Source organism: Ollibium composti (assembly GCF_004801285.1).
GTDB classification, from domain to species: Bacteria; Pseudomonadota; Alphaproteobacteria; order Rhizobiales; family Rhizobiaceae; genus Mesorhizobium; species Mesorhizobium composti.
In genome coordinates, this window is sequence record NZ_SSNY01000001.1 from 109,547 (window position 1) to 132,493 (window position 22,947).

At 65.6% G+C, this 22,947-nt stretch carries 22 protein-coding genes; 16 read left to right on the forward strand and 6 right to left on the reverse strand.

Annotation, left to right across the window (positions count from 1 at the left end):
- Positions 1-136: 136 nt before the first annotated feature.
- The 11 genes from E6C48_RS00490 to E6C48_RS00540 all read left to right on the forward strand — a co-directional run bounded on the left by E6C48_RS00490 (position 137) and on the right by E6C48_RS00540 (position 13,340).
- On the forward strand, positions 137-1,060 hold the full coding sequence (locus E6C48_RS00490; protein WP_136352885.1) for a D-alanine--D-alanine ligase: 924 nt from the start codon (positions 137-139) through the stop codon (positions 1,058-1,060).
- Positions 1,048-1,989 carry a cell division protein FtsQ/DivIB gene (locus tag E6C48_RS00495; RefSeq protein WP_136352887.1) on the forward strand — a complete coding sequence of 314 codons (942 nt, stop codon included), beginning with the start codon at positions 1,048-1,050 and terminating at the stop codon, positions 1,987-1,989. Before E6C48_RS00490 ends, E6C48_RS00495 begins: the two co-directional genes overlap by 13 nt.
- Positions 1,986-3,296: a cell division protein FtsA gene (gene ftsA / locus E6C48_RS00500; RefSeq protein ID WP_136352889.1), complete on the forward strand. Its 1,311-nt coding sequence runs from the start codon at positions 1,986-1,988 to the stop codon at positions 3,294-3,296. The genes E6C48_RS00495 and ftsA overlap by 4 nt, the downstream gene beginning before the upstream one ends.
- A 69-nt stretch (positions 3,297-3,365) precedes the next feature.
- Positions 3,366-5,027, forward strand: a complete 1,662-nt coding sequence (gene ftsZ / locus E6C48_RS00505; RefSeq protein ID WP_136352891.1) for a cell division protein FtsZ — start codon at positions 3,366-3,368, stop codon at positions 5,025-5,027.
- Positions 5,028-5,321: 294 nt separating this feature from the next.
- The gene (gene lpxC, locus E6C48_RS00510; RefSeq protein WP_136352893.1) at positions 5,322-6,272 is read left to right on the forward strand and encodes a UDP-3-O-acyl-N-acetylglucosamine deacetylase; all 951 of its coding nucleotides are present in this window, start codon (positions 5,322-5,324) and stop codon (positions 6,270-6,272) included.
- A gap of 299 nt (positions 6,273-6,571) precedes the next feature.
- Entirely contained in the window at positions 6,572-7,441 is an 870-nt protein-coding gene (locus tag E6C48_RS00515) for an outer membrane protein assembly factor BamD (protein WP_136352895.1), read from the forward strand.
- A gap of 53 nt (positions 7,442-7,494) precedes the next feature.
- A complete protein-coding gene (recN, locus tag E6C48_RS00520; protein WP_136352897.1) occupies positions 7,495-9,168 on the forward strand; it encodes a DNA repair protein RecN in 1,674 nt (557 codons plus the stop codon).
- 144 nt (positions 9,169-9,312) lie between these two features.
- Complete coding sequence (ligA, locus tag E6C48_RS00525) at positions 9,313-11,517, forward strand: NAD-dependent DNA ligase LigA (RefSeq protein ID WP_136352899.1); 2,205 nt, start codon at positions 9,313-9,315, stop codon at positions 11,515-11,517.
- Positions 11,517-12,209 carry a DUF2461 domain-containing protein gene (locus E6C48_RS00530; protein ID WP_136352902.1) on the forward strand — a complete coding sequence of 231 codons (693 nt, stop codon included), beginning with the start codon at positions 11,517-11,519 and terminating at the stop codon, positions 12,207-12,209. Before ligA ends, E6C48_RS00530 begins: the two co-directional genes overlap by 1 nt.
- Before the next feature lie 109 nt (positions 12,210-12,318).
- On the forward strand, positions 12,319-13,047 hold the full coding sequence (locus E6C48_RS00535; RefSeq protein ID WP_136352904.1) for an AzlC family ABC transporter permease: 729 nt from the start codon (positions 12,319-12,321) through the stop codon (positions 13,045-13,047).
- Positions 13,044-13,340 carry an AzlD family protein gene (locus tag E6C48_RS00540; protein WP_136352906.1) on the forward strand — a complete coding sequence of 99 codons (297 nt, stop codon included), beginning with the start codon at positions 13,044-13,046 and terminating at the stop codon, positions 13,338-13,340. The genes E6C48_RS00535 and E6C48_RS00540 overlap by 4 nt, the downstream gene beginning before the upstream one ends.
- 151 nt (positions 13,341-13,491) lie before the next feature.
- Here the strand turns inward: E6C48_RS00540 and E6C48_RS00545 are convergent, their stop codons facing one another.
- The 3 genes from E6C48_RS00545 to E6C48_RS00555 all read right to left on the reverse strand — a co-directional run bounded on the left by E6C48_RS00545 (position 13,492) and on the right by E6C48_RS00555 (position 16,886).
- Positions 13,492-15,336 carry an aminopeptidase P family protein gene (locus E6C48_RS00545; RefSeq protein ID WP_136352908.1) on the reverse strand — a complete coding sequence of 615 codons (1,845 nt, stop codon included), beginning with the start codon at positions 15,334-15,336 and terminating at the stop codon, positions 13,492-13,494.
- A gap of 86 nt (positions 15,337-15,422) precedes the next feature.
- Complete coding sequence (locus tag E6C48_RS00550) at positions 15,423-16,295, reverse strand: 50S ribosomal protein L11 methyltransferase (protein ID WP_136352910.1); 873 nt, start codon at positions 16,293-16,295, stop codon at positions 15,423-15,425.
- A 12-nt stretch (positions 16,296-16,307) separates the two neighbouring features.
- On the reverse strand, positions 16,308-16,886 hold the full coding sequence (locus E6C48_RS00555) for an SCO family protein (protein ID WP_136352912.1): 579 nt from the start codon (positions 16,884-16,886) through the stop codon (positions 16,308-16,310).
- Between the two features lie 228 nt (positions 16,887-17,114).
- Between E6C48_RS00555 and E6C48_RS00560 the strand changes: the two genes are divergently transcribed.
- Positions 17,115-17,603 carry a CreA family protein gene (locus E6C48_RS00560; protein WP_136352914.1) on the forward strand — a complete coding sequence of 163 codons (489 nt, stop codon included), beginning with the start codon at positions 17,115-17,117 and terminating at the stop codon, positions 17,601-17,603.
- 210 nt (positions 17,604-17,813) lie between these two features.
- Complete coding sequence (locus tag E6C48_RS00565; protein WP_136352916.1) at positions 17,814-18,446, forward strand: DapH/DapD/GlmU-related protein; 633 nt, start codon at positions 17,814-17,816, stop codon at positions 18,444-18,446.
- Here the strand turns inward: E6C48_RS00565 and E6C48_RS00570 are convergent.
- A complete protein-coding gene (locus E6C48_RS00570) occupies positions 18,443-19,345 on the reverse strand; it encodes a CPBP family intramembrane glutamic endopeptidase (protein WP_168734414.1) in 903 nt (300 codons plus the stop codon). The genes E6C48_RS00565 and E6C48_RS00570 overlap by 4 nt on opposite strands.
- Positions 19,346-19,639: 294 nt before the next feature.
- Between E6C48_RS00570 and E6C48_RS00575 the strand changes: the two genes are divergently transcribed.
- Positions 19,640-19,978 (forward strand): hypothetical protein, encoded by a 339-nt coding sequence (locus E6C48_RS00575; protein WP_136352920.1) that lies wholly within the window; start codon positions 19,640-19,642, stop codon positions 19,976-19,978.
- Positions 19,979-20,062: 84 nt separating this feature from the next.
- On the opposite strand, the gene E6C48_RS00580 is transcribed toward E6C48_RS00575, so the two are convergent.
- A complete protein-coding gene (locus tag E6C48_RS00580; RefSeq protein WP_230978630.1) occupies positions 20,063-21,277 on the reverse strand; it encodes a hypothetical protein in 1,215 nt (404 codons plus the stop codon).
- A gap of 236 nt (positions 21,278-21,513) precedes the next feature.
- Here E6C48_RS00580 and E6C48_RS00585 point away from each other — a divergent pair, with 236 nt between their 5' ends.
- Both E6C48_RS00585 and E6C48_RS00590 read left to right on the forward strand, forming a co-directional pair.
- Entirely contained in the window at positions 21,514-21,945 is a 432-nt protein-coding gene (locus E6C48_RS00585) for a low affinity iron permease family protein (RefSeq protein WP_136352922.1), read from the forward strand.
- A gap of 69 nt (positions 21,946-22,014) precedes the next feature.
- A complete protein-coding gene (locus E6C48_RS00590; RefSeq protein WP_136352924.1) occupies positions 22,015-22,293 on the forward strand; it encodes a hypothetical protein in 279 nt (92 codons plus the stop codon).
- A gap of 46 nt (positions 22,294-22,339) precedes the next feature.
- On the opposite strand, the gene E6C48_RS00595 is transcribed toward E6C48_RS00590, so the two are convergent.
- Positions 22,340-22,912: a TMEM175 family protein gene (locus E6C48_RS00595; RefSeq protein ID WP_136352926.1), complete on the reverse strand. Its 573-nt coding sequence runs from the start codon at positions 22,910-22,912 to the stop codon at positions 22,340-22,342.
- Between the last annotated feature and the right edge of the window lie 35 nt (positions 22,913-22,947).

The following is a 22,947-nucleotide window of genomic DNA, read 5'->3' on the forward strand; positions in this document are numbered from 1 at the left end:
CCTGAAGCGTTTCCTGATTTGAGTCGTGCGTCGCGTACGGCGCGTTTTCCGTCTGGAGGAGGGCACCTGCCGGAAGACTCGGACTCTGAATCGGGAAACAGGAGTGTAGGCCGCCGCGAGAGGGGATCACCGGCGTATGAAGAAGCATGTCGCTGTCCTCATGGGAGGGTTTTCTTCCGAACGCCCGGTGTCGCTGTCATCCGGCACGGCTTGCGCGGATGCGCTGGAGGCGGAAGGCTATCGGGTGACCCGCATCGATGCCGGCCGCGATGTCGGCTCGGTGTTGGCGGGCCTCAAGCCGGACGTCGCCTTCAATGCGCTGCATGGGCCCTTCGGCGAGGACGGCACCATCCAGGGCATCCTCGAATATCTCGCCATCCCCTATACGCATTCGGGCGTGCTGGCCTCGGCGCTGGCGATGAACAAGGGGCAGGCCAAGAAGATCGCCAAGGCGGCGGGAATCCCGGTCGCCGAATCGAAGATCATGGATCGTTTCTCCATCGGCGGCGAGCATCCGATGAAGCCGCCCTATGTGGTCAAGCCGGTGAACGAGGGCTCGAGCTTCGGTGTCGTCATCGTCAAGGAGGGGCAGTCGCATCCGCCGCAGGTCATCTCCTCGGCTGAATGGAAATACGGCGCCGCCGTCATGGTCGAGCGCTACGTGCACGGACGCGAGCTGACCTGCGCGGTGATGGGCGATGTGGCGCTGGGCGTCACCGAGATCATCCCGACCGGCCACGCCTTCTACGATTACGACTCGAAATATGTCGCGGGCGGCTCAAAACACGAATGCCCCGCGAAAGTTTCACCGAATATTTACCAAAAAATACTGACACTGGCGCTCAAGGCTCATCAAGCTATGGGATGCCGGGGCGTCTCCCGGTCGGACTTCCGCTACGACGACCGCCATTCGGAAAATGGCGAGGTCGTGTGGCTGGAGATCAATACCCAGCCGGGCATGACGCCGACGTCTCTGGTGCCTGAAATCGCCGCGCATGCGGGACATTCGTTCGGCGATCTGTTGAGTTGGATGGTGGAGGACGCTTCGTGCCTGCGTTGAGGTGGGGACAGGAAAGCAGGAAGGGCGCGGGCCGTCGCCCGGCCTTCGGTGCGTTCCCCTCGTTCGAGCGTTTCGTGTTGCCGCGCTGGCTGCGCCGGCCGGTGCGCCTCATCGCGCGTCTCGGCGAGGACGATTTCTCCGCGCCGCCGTTCTCGGCGGCTGTCCTTTCCGCCGTGCTCCTGGCTTCGAGCGCCACCTATGGCGGCTATCTCGGCGGCCATCTCGACGGCTTCGTGCAGGGTGTGACGGCACGTACCGGTTTCGCCGTCGACCAGATCAAGGTGGTGGGCAACCGCCAGACGTCCGAGATCGACGTGCTGGACAAGCTCGGGTTGGACGGCTGGACGTCGCTGATCGGCTTCGATGCCGAGGCCGCGCGCGAGCGCATCGCCTCGCTGCCCTGGGTCGAGCAGGCGGCGGTGCGCAAGGTCTATCCGCACACGCTGGAAGTCCGCGTCGACGAGCGCCAGGCCTTTGCCATCTGGCAGCAGGGCCGCGAGCTTTCCGTCATCGAGAAGGACGGCCGCATCATCGCGCCCTATTCGGGCGGCAAGCAGGCGGAGCTGCCGCTGCTGGTCGGTGTCGGCGCGCCGCAAAATGCGCCGGACCTGATGGCCAGGATCGGTCGCTATCCCGAACTGGCGGCTCGGGTGAAGGGCTATATTCGCGTCGGCGAACGGCGCTGGGATCTGAGGCTGGACAACGGCGTCACCGTCAAGCTGCCGGAAAGCGGCGAGGACCAGGCGATCGCCGAACTGGTCCGGCTGGACCACGACAAGGGTCTTCTGTCGCGCGACATCGTCGCCGTCGACATGCGCATCGCCGACCGGCTGGTCGTGCAGCTGTCGCCCGATGCCGCCGAGGCGCGCGTCGCGGCGCTGAAGAACAAGCCCAAGGCGGTGACGCGCAAGCTGGAGCGCAAGATATGAACTGGCTCGGCTCCCATGGCGATGCCGCCGCGCGCCGCTCCGGCGTTCTGACGGTGCTGGATGTCGGCTCTAGCAAGGTCTGCTGTGTGGTGGCGCAGTTGAAGCCGTGCGACGACGGCAATCTGCTGCGCGGCCGCTCGCATCGCGCCCGCGTGATCGGCATCGGCCATCAGAAGTCGCAGGGCGTGAAGTCGGGCGTCGTGGTCGATCTCGACCGCGCCGAGCATGCGATCCGGCTGGCCGTCGATGCGGCCGAGCGCATGGCCGGGCTGACGGTGGATTCGCTGATCGTCAACATGACGGCCGGCCGCCTCCGTAGCGACACCTTCGCCGCCACCATCAATCTCGGCGGCCACGAGGTCGACGAAGCCGACATCGGCCGCGTGCTGGCCGCCGGCGCCAAGCAGGCGCTCAAGGCCGAGCGCGAGGTGATCCATTCGCTGCCGGTGGCCTTCTCGCTCGACGCCGAGCGCGGCGTGCGCGATCCGCGCGGCATGGTCGGCGAGACGCTTGGTGTGGACATGCATGTCGTGACGGGTGATGCTGCGCCCTTGCGCAACATCGAACTCGCGATCAACCGCTCTCATCTTTCGGTCGAGCGCATGGTGGCGACGCCCTATGCAAGCGGCCTGGCCTCGCTGGTGGACGACGAGCTGGAAATGGGGGCTGCCTGCATCGACATGGGCGGCGGCACCACCACGATCTCGATCTTCGCCGAGGGCAAGTTCGTCCATGGCGACTCGGTTCCCGTCGGCGGCAACCACGTCACGCTGGACCTAGCCAAGGGCCTGTCCACGTCGCTGGAAGCCGCGGAGCGGCTCAAGGTCATGCACGGCTCGGCGCTGCCCGGCATCGCCGACGACCGCGACGTCATCTCCATCCAGCCGATCGGCGAGGACGGCGAGGCGCCGTTGCAGATTCCGCGCGCGGTGATGACGCGCATCATCCGCGCCCGCGTCGACGAGACGCTGGAGATCCTGCGCGAGCGCATCAACAAGTCCGGCTTCGGCAACGCGGTCGGCAAGCGCGTCGTGCTGACGGGCGGCGCCAGCCAGCTTGCCGGCCTGCCGGAAGCCGCGCGGCGCGTGCTCGGCCGCAACGTGCGCGTCGGCCGCCCGCTCGGCGTTGCCGGCCTGCCGGAAGCGGCTAAGGGGCCGGCTTTTTCCACGGCGGTCGGCCTGCTCATCTATCCGCAGCAGATGGCGAGTTTCGAAAGCCAGGCGGCTTTCGGCGGTTTCCGCTTCAGGATGACGGGAACCGGGGGGCGGTTACAGCGCGTAAGTCAGTGGTTGAGAGACAGTTTTTAAGTTTGACGGGGACAGCCCCATAGGCGGCCGCAGCGGCGAAGCGGCGGGAAAGACAAAGGACGAGGAACAATGACCATCAATCTGCAAAAGCCGGACATCACCGAGCTGAAGCCCCGCATCACCGTTTTCGGTGTCGGCGGCGGCGGCGGCAACGCGGTCAACAACATGATCACCGCCGGTTTGCGCGGGGTCGAATTCGTGGTGGCCAACACCGATGCCCAGGCGTTGACCATGTCGAAATCCGAGCGGCTGATCCAGCTCGGCGCGCATGTCACCGAAGGGCTCGGCGCCGGCTCCCAGCCTGAAGTCGGCCGCGCCGCCGCCGAGGAGTGCATCGACGAGATCATCGACCACCTGTCCAACACCCATATGTGCTTCGTCACCGCCGGCATGGGCGGCGGCACCGGCACGGGTGCCGCTCCCGTCGTCGCCCGCGCCGCCCGCGAGAAGGGCATCCTGACCGTCGGCGTGGTGACCAAGCCGTTCCACTTCGAAGGCCAGCGCCGCATGAAGACGGCGGACCTCGGCATCGAGGAACTGCAGAAGTGCGTCGACACCCTCATCGTCATCCCGAACCAGAACCTGTTCCGGCTGGCCAACGACAAGACCACCTTCGCCGACGCCTTCGCCATGGCCGACCAGGTGCTCTATTCGGGCGTGGCCTGCATCACCGACCTGATGGTCAAGGAAGGCCTCATCAATCTCGACTTCGCCGACGTGCGTTCGGTCATGCGCGAGATGGGCAAGGCCATGATGGGCACCGGCGAGGCTTCCGGCGAGGGCAGGGCAATGGCCGCGGCCGAGGCCGCGATCGCCAACCCGCTGCTCGACGAAACCTCGATGAAGGGCGCCAAGGGCCTGCTGATCTCCATCACCGGTGGCCGCGACCTCACCCTGTTCGAGGTGGACGAAGCCGCGACCCGCATCCGCGAGGAGGTCGACCAGGACGCCAACATCATCCTGGGCGCCACCTTCGACGAGGAACTGGAAGGCGTCATCCGCGTGTCGGTCGTCGCCACCGGCATCGACAAGACGGCCGAGCAGATCGCCGCCGCGCCGATCGCCATCCGTCCGGCGCAGCCGAAGCCGGCCGGTCGGCCGGTAACCGATGAGCGTCCGGCCGCGGCGCAGCCGGCGGTGCAGCAGCCACGCGCCGCCGATCCGGTGGCCGAAGCGATCCAGCAGGCCGAAGCCAACGCCGCCGCGATGGCGCAGGCCCGCCCGGCTCCGGCGCACCAGCCGGCCGACGACATCCATCCGCAGAACCGCATCTTCCAGGCGCCGCCGGCCCAGCCGCAGATGCAGCCGCAGCCGATGGCCGCGCCTGTCCACCAGCCGCGCCTGGAGCCCGCTCCGCAGCCGGTTGCCGCGGCACCGCAGCGCATGCCGCGCGTCGAGGATTTCCCGCCGGTGGTGAAGGCCGAGGTCGAGGCCAAGACCAACCCGATCGATCATGAGGATCGCGGGCCGATGGGGCTTCTCAAGCGCCTGACGACCGGCCTGACCCGCCGCGAGGAAGAGCCGGCCCGCCTGCAGCCCGCGCAGCCGCGCGAGCCGAAGCTGCGCCAGGCAGCTCCGGAAGTGCGCCGTCTCGCGCCGCAGGACGCGCAGCTCTACGCGCCGCGCCGTGGCCAGCTCGACGATCATGGCCGCATCGCCGCACAGCCGCGCGCGACTCACGAGGACGATCAGCTGGAGATTCCGGCCTTCCTGCGCCGCCAGGCCAACTGATCGAAAGCGCATTGCGACAATCGTAAGCGGGCAAACGGGAGACCGTTTGCCCGCTTTCTTTTATTGTCGTTTTAAAACAATTGCTTATGATGCGGGGCGTAATCGGCTTCGTCGTTACAAAAAGTAAGAAAGCGTGATTTGGAGGATGCCTGCGGCGTGCTTATCTTCGCGGCATCTTATAAGCGGCGCGGATTTTCTCTTGGGGTGGAGGTCTGGCGCGGTACCAACAGACGAACAGCTTCGATCGCAGATTACGACCGGGAGTCGGCATGGCCGACCGAAGCGCGCGGGCATATGGGGATCATTTTGAACGACTATCAGACGACCCTGAAAACGCGCGCGACTCTTTCCGGCACCGGAGTCCATAGCGGCAAGCCCGTTTCGATCCATTTTCTTCCCGCCGACGCCGATACCGGGATCGTCTTCCATCTCGCCGGCAAAGATGGCCAGGTGCGTGAGCTGCGTGCTCTGGTTTCGGAAGTCGGCGCGACCGACCTGTGCACGATGCTCGGCAATCCGGACGGTCCTCATGTCGCCACCGTCGAGCATCTCATGGCGACGGTGTTCGGGCTCGGCATCGACAATCTGGTCATCGAAATCGACGGCAACGAAGTGCCGATCCTTGACGGCAGTTCCATGCCCTTCGTTGAGGCCATCGACCTTGCCGGCATCGAAACCCAGGCGGTCAAGCGCCGCTTCATCCGCATCGTCAAGCCGGTGCGCATCGAGAACGGTGCCTCCTGGGCCGAGTTCCGGCCTTACGACGGCACGCGTTTCGAGGTCGAGATCGATTTCGAGAGCCCGGCCATCGGCCGGCAGAAATTCGCTTCCGACATCAATGCCGACGTCTTCCGCCACGATATCGCGCGCGCCCGCACCTTCGGTTTCATGAAGGACGTCGAGCGGCTGTGGGCCGCCGGCTATGCGCTCGGTTCCTCCTTGGAGAACTCGCTGGTCATCGGCGACGACCACAAGGTCATCAACATGGGCGGCCTGCGTTTCCCGAACGAATTCGCGCGCCACAAGACGCTCGACGCCATGGGCGACCTTGCGCTGGCGGGCGCCTGCTTCATCGGCTGCTTCCGCTCCTATCGCGGCGGTCACCGGCTCAACGCCGCCGCCTTGCGGCGTCTGCTGTCCGACCGCTCGGCGTTCGAGATCGTCGAGACGACCCGGCGCGAACGCGGCCGCGGCGCCGAGATGAAAGCGGTCAGCGCGCCGCTGCATGCGCCCTGGATACTCTGATCTCCCGCTTCGCATCTATCTCCGGCCGGGCTGTTGCCCCGTTGCATCACCGGCCGAGGAAATGGCGCGAAGGCGTGCGCTTTGCAAAAAGCCATAAAAATGTGCGATTGCCGGGTCATGGCGTTGCCGCGCGATGCGGTTATGGTCTATGGCTGCGCGCCGACGATCGACAAGGCGCCTAAAGCGTGTCGCGATCTTTCAGAATCGCCCGGTACGCTTTAGCTTTTTGATTTTACGTATGTCTTTCCCGGGACAGGGGCCACTTTCGGGAGACATTCGGTAGAGGGCGAGAACCGATTATGCTGTTCAACAAAGCCGACAAGACGACCGCGCCGGCAAAGTCTCTGGTCCTTGCCTTGGCCGCGACCGCGCCACTGCTGCTGTCCGGCTGCATGTCGGAGAAGGACGTCGACCTCTCCACCTATGTCGACCAGACGGAACCGGCCGACGTGCTCTACAATCAGGGCCTCGCCAACATGAACGCCGGAAGGCTGAACGAGGCGAGCAAGAAGTTCGCGGCGGTCGACCGCCAGCACCCCTATTCGGAAGCCGCCCGCAAATCCATGGTCATGGGCGCCTTCGCCAACTACCGCCAGGGCAATTACGACGACGCCATTTCCTCGGCCAAACGGTATCTGACGCTCTATCCGTCGACCGAGGACGCGGCCTACGCGGAATACATCATCGGGCTGTCCTACTACCGGCAGATCAAGGATGTCACCCAGGACCAGAAGGAAGCGCGCCAGACGATCCAGGCGATGCAGGACCTGGTGCAGCGCTGGCCCGATTCCGAATATGTCGAGGACGCCAAGGCGAAGATCCGCTTCGCCAACGACCAGCTCGCCGGCAAGGAGATGCAGATCGGCCGCTATTACCTGGAACGGCGCGAATACATCGCCGCCATCAAGCGGTTCCGCACCGTCGTCGAGAATTACTCCAACACGCGCCACATCGAGGAAGCGCTGGCGCGCCTGACGGAAGCCTATTACGCGATGGGCCTGACCGACGAGGCGCAGACGGCGGCGGCGGTGCTCGGCACCAACTATCCGGACAGCCAGTGGTACAAGGATTCCTACAAGCTGTTGCAGAGCAAGGGCTTGCAGCCGCGCGAGAACGCCGGCTCGTGGATATCCAAGGCCGGCAAGCTCATCATCGGCGGCGACGCCTGATCCGAAGGCGTCGGCGGCATCACGCCGGCGGCGTATGATGGTATAGAGCGCCGATGCTCTCCAGACTGTCGATTCGCGATATCGTCCTGATTGAGAAGCTGGACATCGATTTCTCGTCCGGCCTGTCGGTGCTGACGGGCGAGACGGGCGCGGGCAAGTCCATCCTGCTCGACGCCCTGTCCTTGGCGCTCGGCGCGCGCGGCGACGCCTCGCTGGTGCGCCACGGCGCCACCCAGGGCCAGGTGATCGCCGTCTTCGACGTGCCGCGCAACCATCCGGCCCGCGCCATCCTCGCCGACAACGCCATCGAGGACGACGGCGACATCATCCTGCGCCGCGTGCAGACGGCGGACGGGCGCACGCGCGTCTTCGTCAACGACCAGCCGGCCAGCGTCGCGCTGATGCGCGCCGTCGGCCATGCACTGGTCGAGATCCACGGCCAGCATGACGAGCGCGCGCTGGTCGACCCGGCCGCGCATCGCGACCTGCTGGACGCCTTCGGCGGCCATTTCGGCTCGGTGCGCGCCGTTGGCGAGGCGTGGCGCCACTGGCGTTCCTGCGAGAGCGAGCTTGCCCGCCACAGAGCGAGGGTGGAAGCGGCGGCGCGCGAGGCCGACTACCTGCGCGCGGCGGTGGCCGAGCTTGCCCAGCTCGATCCCGAGCCTGGCGAGGAAACCGACCTCGCCGAACAGCGCGCCGTCATGATGCGCTCGGAAAAGATCGCCGCCGAGATCAAGGACGCCGAGGACGTGCTGTCCGGCCCGGCGTCGCCGCTGCCGCAGCTCGCGGCGCTGCTGCGCCGGCTGCAGCGCAAGGCGGGCGAGGTGCCCGGCCTGCTCGACGAGGTGGTGAAGTCGCTGGACGAGGCGATGATCTCGCTCGACGCCGCGCAATCGGGCGTCGAGGCGGCACTGCGCGCCACCGAATACGACCCCGAGAAGTTGGAGAGGACGGAGGAGCGGCTGTTCGCGCTGCGCGCCGCCGGCCGCAAGCACAATGTCGCCGTCGACGACCTGGCGCAGTTGCGCGACGCCATGGCCGCCGATCTCGCCGACCTCGATGCCGGCGAGGAAAAGCTGCATGGGCTGGAAAAGCAGGCCGCCGCTGCGCGGCAGGCCTATGACGAAGCGGCCGCCCAGCTTTCGGCGCAGCGCCATGGCGCCGCGACCGGCCTTGCCAGGGCGGTGATGGCCGAGCTGCCGGCGCTCAAGCTGGAGCGCGCCGAATTCATCGTCGAGCTTTCCAGCGAGGCCGACAGCCGCATGGAAGAGGGCATCGACCAGGTCGAGTTCTGGGTGCGCACCAATCCCGGCACGCGGCCGGGACCGATGATGAAGGTGGCGTCCGGCGGCGAGCTTTCGCGCTTCCTGCTGGCGCTCAAGGTGGCGCTGGCCGATCGCGGCTCGGCGCCGACGCTGGTCTTCGACGAGATCGACACCGGCGTCGGCGGCGCGGTGGCGGACGCCATCGGCCAGCGGCTGGCCCGGCTGGCGGGCCGGGTGCAGGTGCTTTCCGTCACTCATGCGCCGCAGGTGGCGGCGCGTGCGGCCACGCATTTCCTCATTTCCAAGGCTGGCGGCGCTGACCGGGTGGCGACGGGCATCGCCGAGATGGATCGCGCCGCGCGGCAGGAGGAAATCGCCCGCATGCTTGCCGGCGCCACCATCACCGAAGAAGCCCGCGCCGCCGCCGAGCGCCTGCTGAGGGAAAACACGGCGGTATCCTGACGATTTTGCCGCCAAACGGTCCCTGTCAGCGTGAGTCAGCAAGCGGGGCCATCCTGCTGTTTGCGTGGCATCTTCCCTAATTCCGGCTCCCGCGCCGATTGATCCTGCTCTATGGTGGCGTCCGATATCCGAGGAAGCAGAGCAATGTCCGAAAAGCCCGTCGAAGACCTCAGCGAAAGCGAAGCCGCGGCCGAACTGGAGCGGCTCGCCACGGAGATCGCCGAGCACGACCGGCGCTATCATATGGAGGATGCGCCGACGATTTCGGACGCGGAATACGATGCGCTGCGCCGTCGCAACGATGCCATCGAGGATCGGTTTCCCCATCTCGTGCGCGAGGATTCGCCGTCGCAGAAGGTTGGCGCGCCGCCGGCGGAAGGCTTTGCGAAGGTGCGCCATGCGGTGCCGATGCTCAGCCTCGCCAAGGCCTATACGGACCAGGACGTCGTCGATTTCCTGGAGCGCGCCAAGCGCTTCTTCGAGCGCGACAAGGATTTCGACATCGCCTTCACCGCCGAGCCTAAGATCGACGGCCTGTCGGCCTCGCTGCGCTACGAGAACGGCGTGTTCGTGCAGGGCGCGACGCGCGGCGACGGAGCCGTCGGCGAGGATATCACCGCGAACCTGAAGACCATCGCCGACATTCCGCACCGGCTGAAAGGGGTCGGCTGGCCGGACGTGATCGAAATCCGCGGCGAAGTCTACATGACCTATGCCGAGTTCGAGGCACTGAAGGCGCGCTCGGCGGCGGCCGGCGGGCAGGACTATGTCAATCCGCGCAACACGGCGGCCGGCTCGCTGCGGCAGAAGGATGCCTCCGTCACCGCCAGCCGCAACCTGAAATTCTTCGCCTATGCCTGGGGCTTTACCACCCAGGACCCGGCGCCGACGCAATACGAGGCGGTGCAGAAGTTCGGCGACTGGGGTTTCAGGGTCAACCCGTTGATGGTGCGGGCGAAATCGGTGGACGAGCTGATCGCCCAGTACAGGCAAATCGAGGAACAGCGCTCGTCGCTCGGCTACGACATCGACGGCGTCGTCTACAAGGTCGACCAGCTGGAATTGCAGCGGCGCTGGGGCTTCGTCACCGGCGAACCGCGCTGGGCCATCGCCCACAAGTTTCCGGCCGAGCGGGCGACGACGACGTTGAGGGAGATCGACATCCAGGTCGGCCGCACAGGCACACTCGCCCCCGTCGCACGGCTGGACCCGGTGACGGTGGGCGGCGTCACGGTCGAGAACGTCACGCTGCACAACGAAGACTACATCGCCGGCATCGATTCCACCGGCCAGCCGATCCGCGACGGCAAGGATATCCGCATCGGCGATACGGTGGTTATCCAGCGCGCCGGCGACGTCATTCCGCAGATCGTCGATGTCCTGCTCGACAAGCGCCCGGCGACGGCAGAGCCATATCGGATGCGGCACACCTGCCCGGTCTGCGGCTCGCCGGCGACGCGCGAGATCAACGAGAAGACGGGCAAGGAGGATTCCCGCCGCCGCTGCACTGGCGAATTGATCTGCGCGGCGCAGGCGGTGGAGCGGCTGCGCCATTTCGTGTCGCGCGGCGCTTTTGATATCGAAGGGCTGGGGGCGGAGAACATCGACCTGTTCTTCAATGCGGGCCTGATCAGGACTGCCGCCGATATCTTTACGCTCAAGAACCGGCGCGCCGAGGCACAGCAGGCGCTGGCCACGCGCCGCGAAGAGCAGGCAAGGCTGCGCGAGGCGGCGTCGGGCAAGGAGCGCAAGAACGTGCGCAGCGCCGACCAGCGCAATTTCGAGGGCCTCGACAAGCTGTTTTCCGCCATCGACGCGCGCCGCGAGCCGGAACTCGACCGCTTCATCTTCGCCCTCGGCATCCGCCACATCGGCGAGACGACGGCGGCGATGCTCGCCCGCACCTTCTCGACCGTCGAGGAATGGATTCGCGTCGGCAAGGAGACGGCGGCGGCCGAGGACCCGCATACGGTGTTCCCCTCCGTCAACGGCATCGGCGACACGGTGATCGGGGCGCTGCGCGATTTCTTCGGCAACGAGCGCAACGACGCGGTGCTGGACGCGCTGCTGGCCGAGGTCCGGCCGAAGCCCTACGTCGTTACGGTCTCGGCTGAAAGCGTCGTCGCCGGCAAGACGGTGGTGTTCACCGGCTCGCTGGAGAAGATGACGCGCTCGGAAGCAAAAGCCATGGCCGAGCGGCTGGGCGCCAAGGTGGCAGGCTCGGTGTCGGCCAAGACCGACCTGGTGGTGGCTGGGCCGGGCGCCGGCTCCAAGCTGAAGCAGGCCACGGAACTCGGCATTGAGGTGATCGACGAGGATGCGTGGCTCGAGCGGGTTGGACGCAGTTGATGGCCGCTCAATTCAACGGTTTCGGCGAGAAGGCGCTTCCCTTCCTCAAGGCGCTGAATTTCCACCAGAGCCGGGAGTGGTTCCAGGAAAACCGCGCTTTGTTCGAGCAGGACCTGCGCGAGCCGCTGGGCGACCTGATCGACGTTCTGAGCGAGCGTTTCGGCGAGACCGGGATTGCCCTCAAAGGCGATCGCAAGAAGTCGCAATTCCGCATCAACCGCGACGTGCGCTTTTCCAAGGACAAGCGGCCCTACACCGACCACGTGTCGGCGATCCTGTCGCCGGACGGCACCAAGATGGAGCAGGGCGTCTTCTTCGTCCATGTCGGGCTGGAACGCTGTTTCGCGGCCGTGGCATGGTGGCAGCCGGCACCGCCGCTTCTACAAGCCATGCGCATGGCGATCGTGGAAAAGCCGAAGGTCTTTCGCGCGATGGTCTCGGCGCTCAAGAAGAACGGGCTGAAGATCGGCGCCGAGGGGCAGCTGAAGCGGGCGCCGCGCGGTTTCGAGGCGGTGACCGAGCCGGATCTGGCGGCGGCGGTGCGCAACCGCCATTTCGTCGTGCGCCATGAGATCGAGCCGGGGCGCATCCATTCGCCGGCGCTTGCCGACGAGCTGTTCGATTTCGTCCGGCGCGCGCGGCCGCTGCTCGACTGGGGGCGGGCGATCGAGGGCAGGGTGGCCCGATCCTGACGCCGCTCCTGACACGGCATCACTTCCGCTGATCGTTTGGCTCAAGCGAATTCGTGTGACACGGCCGGCCGCCGTCCCTACATACGGCGCTCCCAAAGGAAGAGATCCAATGTCATCGCAGGCTACTGCCGAACGCTCGCCGGCCACAGGCGACTTCTGGGAAGGCTTCAGGCTGAGCATCCCCGTCGTGGTGGCGTCCGGCCCCTTCGCCATGCTGTTCGGCGCGCTGGCCGTGGGCAACGGCTTCACCGTCTTCGAGGCCTTCCTCATGAGCGCTGCGGTGTTCGGCGGCGCCAGCCAGATGGTCGGCATCGAACTGTTCGGCCAGCATGTGGCGCCGTGGCTGATCGTGCTGTCGATCTTCGCCGTCAACTTCCGCCACGTGCTCTATTCGGCCGCCATCGGCCGCCATCTGGCGCATTGGCCGCTGCTTCAGCAGGCGGTAGGCTATTTCATCCTGACGGATCCGCAATACGCCATCGCCGAGAGCAAGGCCGAGAGCGGGCGCAAGGTCGGCTTCGCCTTCTATATGGGAGCCGCGCTGCCGGTCTATGTGTCGTGGAATATCCTGACGGCGCTCGGCGCGTTCTTCGGCCAGATGATCCCCGACACGCATGCGCTCGGCATCGATTTCCTGCTGCCGATCTATTTCCTCGGTCTGGTGATGGGCTTTCGCAAGCGGCCGCTGTGGCTACCCGTCGTGCTGGCCAGCGCCGCTGCTTCGATCCTCGCCTACAAGACCATCGGTTCGCCCTGGCACGTCACCGTCGGTGCGTTTGTCGGCGTGGTCTTTGCCGCGCTGATGCCATCCTCGGGCAAGCGGGAGGCGCGGCCGTGAGCACGATTTTCTGGATCACGATTGCTGCCGCGGTGGCGACCTACCTGACGCGCATAGGCGGCCATCTCGTCATTTCGCGCTTCGAGAATATCCATCCGCGCGTCGAGGCCGGGCTGAACGCCGTGCCGGCGGCCGTGCTGACGACGCTGGTGGCGCCGGCCATGCTGGATGCCGGACCGGCCGAATGGGCAGCCATCGTCGTCGCGGCGCTGGTTTCGCTGCGCGGCGGGCTGATGTCGATGTTCCTGGCGGGTGCGGTCGTGCTGATCGCGCTGAGGCAGTTCGTGGGGTGATTCCGGTGCGTCCTTCGAGGCTCGCTCCGCTCGCACCTTAGGATGAGGACCGTTTGGTGCCGACCTTCGTAGATTGCGTTGGCACCCTGCCTCCCTCATCCTGAGGTGCGAGCGGAGCGAGCCTCGAAGGACGCACCGACGAATTCGGGCATCACCCCTTCGCCTCCTGCGGGAATGGCGTGCAGGCGGCTTCCAGCCAGGCGAGCGTCTCGCCGTCCAACATCGGGCCGATCTCGGCCAGCACGCGGGCGTGGTACTGGTCGAGCCAGTGCAGTTCGTCGCGCGTCAGGAGATGGGCTTTCACAAGCCGGCGGTCGAAGGGCGCCAGCGTCAGCGTCTCGAAGGCGTGCATGGCGATGTCGCCGCCCTCGACAGGCTCTGCCGGGGTGACGAGGATGAGGTTCTCCAGCCGAATGCCGTAGGCGCCTTCCTTGTAGTAGCCGGGCTCGTTGGAGAGCATCATGCCTTCCAGCAGCTTTTCCGTGCCAGTCTTGGCGATGCGCTGCGGGCCTTCGTGCACGGCGAGATAGGATCCGACGCCGTGGCCGGTGCCGTGGGCATAGTCGAGGCCGTGTCTCCACAATGCCATGCGCGCCATGGCGTCGATCTCGGAACCGCGCGTGCCGGCGGGAAAGCGTAGCATCGAAAGGGCGATCAGGCCCTTCAGTACCAGCGTGCAACGCTCGCGCATCTCCTCGCTCGGCCGGCCGACGGGCACGGTGCGGGTGATGTCGGTGGTGCCGTCCTGATACTGCGCGCCGGAATCGAGCAGGAACAGCTCGCCGTCGGCGAGCGGCCGGTTCGTGGCGTGCGAGACGCGGTAGTGGATGACGGCACCGTTCGGCCCGGCGCCGGAAATGGTGTCGAAGGAAACGTCGCGCAGCGGCATCTGGGTTTCTTCGCCGGTCCGGCGCCGGCATTCCTCAAGCTTCGTCACCACGGCGATCTCGTCGGTGGTGCCGGGCTCCTGGCGGTCGAGCCAGGCGAGGAGCTTAGCCATGGCCGCGCCGTCGCGGCGATGGGCAGCGCGGCTGCCGGCGATCTCGGCTGCGTTCTTCACCGCGCGCGGGATGCGGGCGGGATCGGGAGCCTCGACGACCGTGCCGCCATTGTCGGCGATCAGCGCCCGCAATTTCTCCGCCGCCAGCGCAGGATCGAGCGCGATCCTCGCGCCGACCTTGGCCAGTGCCGCCACGGCGGGCTCGAAGTCGGCCGGTTCGTGCAGGTCGGCAAGCTGGGTGAGATAGGCGGCGACCGTGCGCGAGAATTTCTTACCGGTCATGAAAAGCTGGTGCTTGCCGTCAGCGGCCAGGATGGCGAAGCCGAGCGCCAGCGGCGTGTGCGGCACGTCGTTGCCGCGGATGTTGAAGGCCCATGCGATGGAGGACGGATCGGTCAGGATCGTGTGGGTGGCGCCGTCTTTTTCGATCGCTGCCGCGAGCCTGGCCAGCTTGTCCTTGGCGAGTTCGCCGGCGAAGGCGATGGGATGGATCTCGACCGGTTCCAGCGGCGGTGCCGGCTGGTCGTCCCAGATCGCGTCGACGGGGTTTTCCGTCACTGGCACCAGCTCGGCGCCCGCCTTGCCGGCCGAAACCCTGAGCGCCTTGACCTCGCCGACGGTATGCAGCCACGGGTTGAAGCCGATACGCGCGCCCTTGCCGATATTGTCCTTGAGCCAGGCGGAGGGCGGGTTGTCGATCAGGCTCTCGACGGTGAATACAGTCTGGTCGGTTTCCTGCCGCACCTGCAACTGGTAGCGGCCGTCGACGAACATGACGGCGCGGTCCTTCAGCACGACGGCCGCACCCGCCGAGCCGGAAAAGCCGGTCAGCCATCTGAGCCGTGCTGCGTGGGGCGGGACATATTCGCCCTGGTGCTCGTCGGCGCGCGGCACGATGAAGCCGTCGAGGTCGTGCGCCGCCAGCCATTCGCGCAGCTTCGCCACGCGCGGCTTGCCGACGGACGGATCGCCGGCCGAATCGAAGGTCTGGAACATGGCTGCCGCTTGCCTCGCTGGTTGACGGGCCGCGACCGTAGCGGCAGGCGCAGCGGCTGACAATCGGGCGGCGCTGGGCCAGCGGGTCACCGCTTCATGCGGATCGTCACCCAGCCTTCGCGGTGCAGTGTGTCGATGTGGCGGAAGCCTTGCGCGGTGTAGGCGGCCAGAACACCATCTTCCTGCCGGTCGAGGATGCCCGAGAGCACCAGCGAACCGCCCGGCGCAACGTTGCGGGCCATGGCGGGCGCCAGTTCCATCAGCGGTCCGGCGAGGATGTTGGCGACGACGAGGGCGAACGGGCCGCGCCCGGCGAAAACGGGATGGTCGAAGCCGGTTGCGGTGACGGTCTCCACAAAGTCACCGACACCGTTCAGCCGCACGTTCGCCTCGGCTACGTCCGTCGCCACCGGGTCGATGTCGGTCGCCAGCACGGGGATGCGGGCCAGCTTGGCGAGTGCGATGGCGAGCACTGCGCTGCCGGCGCCGAGATCGAGCGCATTGGCCGGCTTTTCCTCGGCCACGACGCGGGCGATGGTTTCCAGGCAGCCGGCGGTGGTCCCGTGATGGCCGGTGCCGAAGGCGAGCCCTGCCTCGATCTCGATCGGGATATCGGTTTCCTCGATCCTGTCGCGGTCGTGTGCGCCGTGGACGAAGAAACCGCCGGCGCGAACCGGCTGCAGCCCTTCGAGCGACTTCGCCACCCAGTCGATGTCGGGCAGCTCCTCGCGCTGCACGGCGCGTGACAGCGAAAGCCCCGCCAGCACGTCGCGGATGCGGTTTTCGACCGTCTCGACGTCCTCCTCGGCGTAGAGCGAGACTTCGTGCACGTCGCCGTCCTCGTCGATCTCGATGACGGCAAGCGGCAGTCCGTCGTCCTCGAAGGCGAGGTCGAGCGCGGCATAGATGCGGTCGGTCTCGGCCTTCGAGCCGGTCAGGTAAAGGCGGGTCTGTCCCATCGGAGCGATCCGTTATCCCTTGGCGGCAAGGTTCTTCAGCTTGGTCATGGCCGTGTCGGCATTCTCGCCATAGGCGATGGTGCCGGCGAAATCGCCCTTGCTGTTGAGCAGCAGGACGGAGGCCGTATGGTCCATCGTATAGTCGCCATCGCCGGTGTCCACCTTCTTCCAGTAGATGCCGAAGGATTTGGCCATGGCGTAGACCTTGTCCGGGTCACCGGAGATGCCGACGATGCGATCGGAGAAGTTGCTGACATAGGTGTTCATCACGTCCGGCGTGTCGCGTGCCGGGTCGATGGAGACGAAGTAGGCATGGATGTCCTTGCCCTCGTCGCCGATGGTCTTGAGCCAGCCGGCAAGCTCGAACAGCGTCGTCGGGCAGACTTCCGGGCAGTGGGTGAAGCCGAAGAAGACCGCGCTCGGGTGGCCGCGGAAGGCGGCCTCGGTGATCGGCTGGCCCTTCTGGTCGGTCAGCGCGAAGGGCGCGCCGAACGGCTCGCCGCCATAGTGGCCGCGATACCAGTCGAAGGTGAGCCAGCCGATGCCGGCGGCCATGAGCACGAGTATGCCGATCAGGATGGAGCGCATCATGGAACAATATCCGGTTGGGCTTCGCGCTTAGCCAGCCTCAAAGGGGCCGGCGGGCGAATGACGATGGGACTGGCCGAGACAGCGGGTCGGGTTTCATGATGCGATCTTATCCGTTCGGGCACGCCGCGCAAAGGAGGGGACCATGCAGCCATTGTCGCAGACGGCGGCTTGCAAAAGCCCGGCCGCCCACCCACCTGACGCCAGCACCCACGTCCACAGGAGGCTCCATTGCTGAAACGAATCGGCTGGCTGGCGGCGGCGTCATTGGTCCTTTGCGCCGGTACGGCACTGGCGCAGGAGATCGGCAAGGTCGGCGTCGACTGGACCGGCAACGACATCATCGTGGAAGCGATCAAGGACCCCAAGGTGGAGGGCGTGACCTGCCACGTCTCCTATTTCGACCGCGGCGTGATCGACCGGCTGCGCAAGGGCAACTGGTTCGAGGACCCGTCCGACTCCGCCATTTCCTGCCAGCAGACCGGGCCGATCACCATCGGCGATATCGACCTCGGCAAAGGTGGCGAGGAGGTGTTCAAGCAAGGCATCAGCCTGATCTGGAAGAAGCAGGTGGTGAACCGCATCTACGACAAGGCCAACGACACGCTGATCTATCTCTCCCATTCGCGGCAGGTGCAGGACGGCTCGGCCAAGATGGCGCTGACCAGCGTGCCGCTCTACGGGCAGCAGGTGACGTGGACGAAGGGCAAGCCGCAGTAGGATGTGCCATAATTCAGGTGAGGCCGGGCCTGCAAATAGCGGCTTTCTCCGCTTCCGGTGCTCACGTACTACAAGTACGCTCCGCTCCGGTTCTCGAAACCCACCATTTTCGACTCGGCCTGACCTGAATTTCGGCACATCCTGTGTCTTCAGATTTCTGAAAATCGACGCCTTCTTGCTGGCCCTCGTCAAGCGTCGTAAAGCCCGCCCATGGACCCGCATCTGCTTCTTAGGCAACCCGAACCCCGCATCCATCCGACGGCGGAGCTGAAGGGCTGCCGGCTCGGCCGCTATGCCGCCGTCGGCGAGCGGGTCATCCTGCGCGAGGTGACGGTGGGAGATTTCTCCTATTTCGAAAGGCACGCCGAGGCGGCCTACACCAGCATCGGCAAGTTCTGCTCGATTGCCGCCAACACGCGCCTGAATGCGCTGGAGCATCCGGTCGAGCGTCTCACCACACACAAGGTCAGCTATCGGCCGAACGAGTATTTTCGCGGGCTCGGTGTCGATTCAGGTTTTCTGGAGCGGCGACGCGGCAGGCCGGTGACGATCGGGCACGACGTCTGGATCGGCCATGGCGCCGTCATCCTGCCGGGTGTGACGGTGGGCAACGGCGCCGTCATCGGGGCGAATGCGGTGGTGACGCGTGACGTGGCGCCTTTTAGTATCGTCGCCGGCGTGCCGGCTAAACCTCTAAAACAGCGTTTCCCGGCAGATATCGCCCGCCGCATCGAGGCGCTCGCCTGGTGGGACTGGCCGTTCGAGCGGCTCGCCGAGGCGATCCCCGACATGCAGAGCCTGCGGATAGAGGATTTCCTCGACCGTTGGGAGGGACGAGGCTAGCGCTTCGATCCCAGCCGGAAACCGAGTCCTTCGGGCGAATCCTGACGGGTGGAAACGACGTTCTCGATCCACAGGCGCGACCACAGCCAGTTGCGGCAGAGAAAGACGATAAGCGCCGCAAGCAGGAGCAATCCCCACATGGCCGGTCCGGTGCGCAGGTCGGAGCCACCGGTCAGCCAGCTTTCATGCTGGATGAGAAGCTCGGTGCGCCGCAGGAAGACCTTGAATCCGAGCAGGCCGGCGTGCAGGCCAATCGAGCATGAGAGCGAACCGGTGACGAGGTACACGGTGCCCATCAGGAAGCCGAACAGGAACAGGCCGAACAGCAGCGGCAGATAGTCCGGCTGGTTCACCGAACCGAGCAATGCGATGAGGTGCGACAAGGAAAAGATCACGGACGAGACGAGCAGCGCCGACACGGTTACGGCAAGCGTCGCTTTCCAGCGCAGGTAACGCAGGATGAAGGCGCGAAAGATCGTTTCTTCCGTCGTCGCCAGCACCACGACCACCAGCAGGGAAACGACAGTGCGCCACCATATCTTCGGCGTCAGATTCTGCCAGGCCTCCTCGGACCACTGCACCTTCCCCGTCAGGCCGAGCACCAGATAGATGACGATCATCGTCGCCGTCGCGACCAGGAACATGGTCAGGAAGCCGCGCAGCATGCGGGGCCAATCGCGCAGGTAGCCGCCGAACCAGATTAGCGGATTGACGCCGCCGACAGCCACCGAGAACCAGACCAGCATGGGCAGGGCGATGAGGAAGACGATCATCTCTCCCGGTCCCTTGCGATCGGTGACCGAGATCGGCGCGTCGGCGAGACGCAGGATCGCCTCCGCGACGACGATCGCCAGGGTGAAGCCGATCAGCAGGAGGGCAAGGTTTCTGTAGCGCGTCATCCGGTTCGCCGCGAATGCAGGTTGGCGGCCTCGATATCTGCTTGGCGAAGGCCTGTCAAAGCGGGGAGCGCTGCCGCAGCCGCAACGGTCTTTGGCATCGATCCGCCGATCTGACCCGGTGTCGCGGTAACCATTCCGCTTAAGGTAAAGCATTAGCGTTAAAAATGTGAAAGCTGGTTGTATGTGTCTTTATGTTCAATTTTCGGTTGAAATATCAAAATCGAACTGGCAGTACAGAGGGCGGAGATACTTGCAAAGGACGGAAGGAAACATTGGCAACACAGGAGAGTAGTCATGAAGAAGTACGCTTTTGCACTGACCGTCGCCGTTTGTTCCTTCTCGGCAGCGGGTGCCTATGCCGGCGGTTTCGGCCATAAAGGCAGCACCAACATGTTCCGTTCGGGAGGCAACACCGGCGTTTCGAGCGGGCTGATCAACATTTCGCCGTCGATCGGCCTCGGCGATGTCACGGCGCTCAACAACGTGCTGAGCGGCAATGCCATCCTCAGCGGCAACACCGTGTCGGGCATCCTGAACGGGAACAACACCAATGTGCTGAGCGGTATCCTCGGTACGGTCGGCAACGCCGTGTCGCAGGGCAACCACTCCTACAAGCTGGGTCGCCGGCACTGAGCGCTCGTTCCGGGTGAGCAGACCCGGATCGAAAGGGCAGGGGGCCTTGCAAGCCCCCTGCCTTTCACGTTGTGGAGAGGACGTTCAAAGCTTCGCGCGCAGGCCGACGAACGTGTCGACGGTGCTTTCGCGGACGTCGATGACAGTCTTCTCGGTCCGCGAGGCGTCCAGCCGCAGAACGAGCGACGTGGAAGGCGTCACCCGATAGGTCGCTTCGGCGTAGAAGCCGCGGCTACGCTCCTTGTTCTCGAACAGCAGGTTTTCCTTCACTTCGCAAAACAGGCCGGCCGCCAGGGTCCAATCCGGCCGTATCTGCAGGCTGCCTTCCAGTTCGGCGCGTTGCAGCCACGAGGCCAGCGGATCGTCGCTGTCGGTGCTCTCGTAGCGGCCGAAATAGGTTCCCCGCAGGTCGAAGCCATGGGGGAGCGGCTTGGCGAAGGTCAGTTGCCATGCCGGACGGACCCGGCGATAGAGCCCGTCGGCAGCGTCTAGCAGTTCGGCGCCAAGGGCGGCGCCGAGCGTCGTGCCGTCGGCGGCCGTATAGGCCGCTTCCAAGCGGGCGCCATATTGCTCGAACGACACGCCGACCGGCGGGGAGCCCAGCCGCTCGACCGTCGTCAGGAGCGCGGAGGCGGAAGCGCCGAGCGCGAGGTGGCCGAATGTGCGCGTGATCCGGGCGGCAAGCTGGAACCTGTTGGTGTTGGGATCGAGCCGGCTTTCGGGAAGCAGGTCGTGTTCGAAACGCGTCGGCCCGGCTCTTTCCAGGCTGTCGCCCGCTTCGAGGATCAGTGCCGTGGCGTTGCCGAGGTCGATGCCGATCTGGCCATGACCGGTGACGACCTGCTTGAGCGTGCGCATGCCGAGCGTAACCGGCCCGATCGGGAGGTCGTCGCCGTCGCTGGTGACGCGGTAGCTCAGCGTGCCTTTCAGCTCCAGCCCCGTCTCCAGCCGCCGGAAAGCGGTGAGCGACAGGCCGAGCGCCCTGTCGTCCTCGATGGAGACGGTATCGTGGCGCGTGGCCTCGAAATCGGCACCGAGGGTGGCATTGGCGTCGGCCTCGCCGAACTCGTGCCGAAGCGAGCCGCGCAGCAGCGTGTACCAGTCACCCACGGCGCGATCGCTGTCCTGCGCATTGGTGGTGTAGTGGCGCTCGAGTGAGCCGGTGAAGCTGGCGGACGGCTCGGCGTCTGCAAAGGCGGGGCCAATCATCGAGCAGGAAAAGGCGAGGCCGAGCGCTGTCAGGGGGAGGGCAGGCAGGCACTTCGTCCGAAGCCTCGATGCTTGCCGTCCCGAACCCATCGTTCCTCTCCCGGGGGTATGAGCCCCTTCCGCCGTGCGGGGGTGGCGAGGCGGAAGGGGCCGGAGGTACCGCTCTTGGGCGGAAGGAGCAGGCTTCTTGCCTGCGAGATCACTCTCGCATATCGCCTTTAAGGCGCAGGTTGTATCGGATGCATTTTCCGGTTGTATCGAGTTGTGTCTACGTCATGGGAACCGGATGCCGGTCCTGCGTGTTCTTGGCGTGGCCGAGGACATCCATGATCGAGAGAACATTTACCCGCATCGCCAATCAGGTCGCGCATCTCGCCGGTTTGCCGGTCACCTTTGCCTGCTGCTGCCTGATCGTGCTGGTATGGGCGATGAGCGGACCGGTATTCGGCTTTTCCGACACCTGGCAGCTCATCATCAACACCGGCACCACCATCGTCACCTTCCTGATGGTGTTCCTGATCCAGAACACCCAGAACCGCGACGGCGCCGCGATGCAGGCCAAGCTGGACGAATTGATCCGCGTCAGCAAAGGCCACAACCACTTCATCGGCATCGAGCACCTGACCGAGAGCGAAGTCGAGGACATCCGCCGGACCTGCGAGAATGCCGTGAAGCGGCATGAAAAGCAGGTGGCGAAGGAGACCGCGCACGAGGTGCTGAAGGAGGAAGGCGGATCCCGCAAACGGACCCGCGCCTGAATGCTCCGATAGCTCGCCGGGTTGACCGCGACGGCGGGGCTGCCCATTGTTCCCTCGTGTGAGGTGACGATGACGGACTGGCTGGCGATCCTGGAAGAACAGACCGCGACGGGCGAGACGATGGCCCGCGAAGTTCCCGATATGCTGGGCAATCCCGATATCAGCGAACGGCAGGTCCGCACGCTGTTCTCTGCGCTGGAGACGCAGGCCGATTTCGCCGAGAAGCTGCGCATGGCGCTGGAAACGTCCGGCCACGACTTTCCCGTCATCGAGGCCGCCGAGCGGTTGGAGGAGCGCTATGCCGACCTTGCCGCCGTCGTCGCCGAGAAGCTGAAGGCGATGCTCTGATCCGGCTTACGCGGCACCGGTCGCCCGTCGAAGGATATTCCGGCGCCTATTCCAACTGGTTTTCGAACCGCCGGTCGGGAACCAGCCAGATCGCGGCCACCGCCACGTAGCAGGCCAACCCCAGCCACGGGCTGACGAAGCTCAGCAGCACGCCCACGACGCACAAGACGAGGGAAAACTTGCCTTTGCGGTCGTCTCCCAAGGCTTTGGCGAAAGCGGTGTCTTCGGCATGCAGCCGGTGCAGCTGCGTCGCCAGCACCCAGTAGGCGGCGGCGCAGAGGGTCAGGTCGATGCCATAGATGGCGACGGGCGCGGGCGCGAAATGGTTCTCGCCCATGAAAGCGGTGGAGACCGGCATCAGCGAAAGCCAGAACAGCAGATGCAGGTTCGCCCACAGGACGCGGCCGTCGACCCGCTGCACGGCATGGAACATGTTGTGCAGATTGTTCCAGTAGATGCCGACGAAGATGAAGGACAGGACATAGCTGGAAAAGACAGGCCAGAGCGGCAGCAGGGCCGAAAAGTCCTCGCCATGCGGAACCTTCAGTTCCAGCACCATGATGGTGATGATGATGGCGACGACGCCATCGGTGAAGGCTTCGACCCGTCCCTTGCCCATCCTGCCCTTCGCGGCGCCTTGTCAGCCCGGCTGCA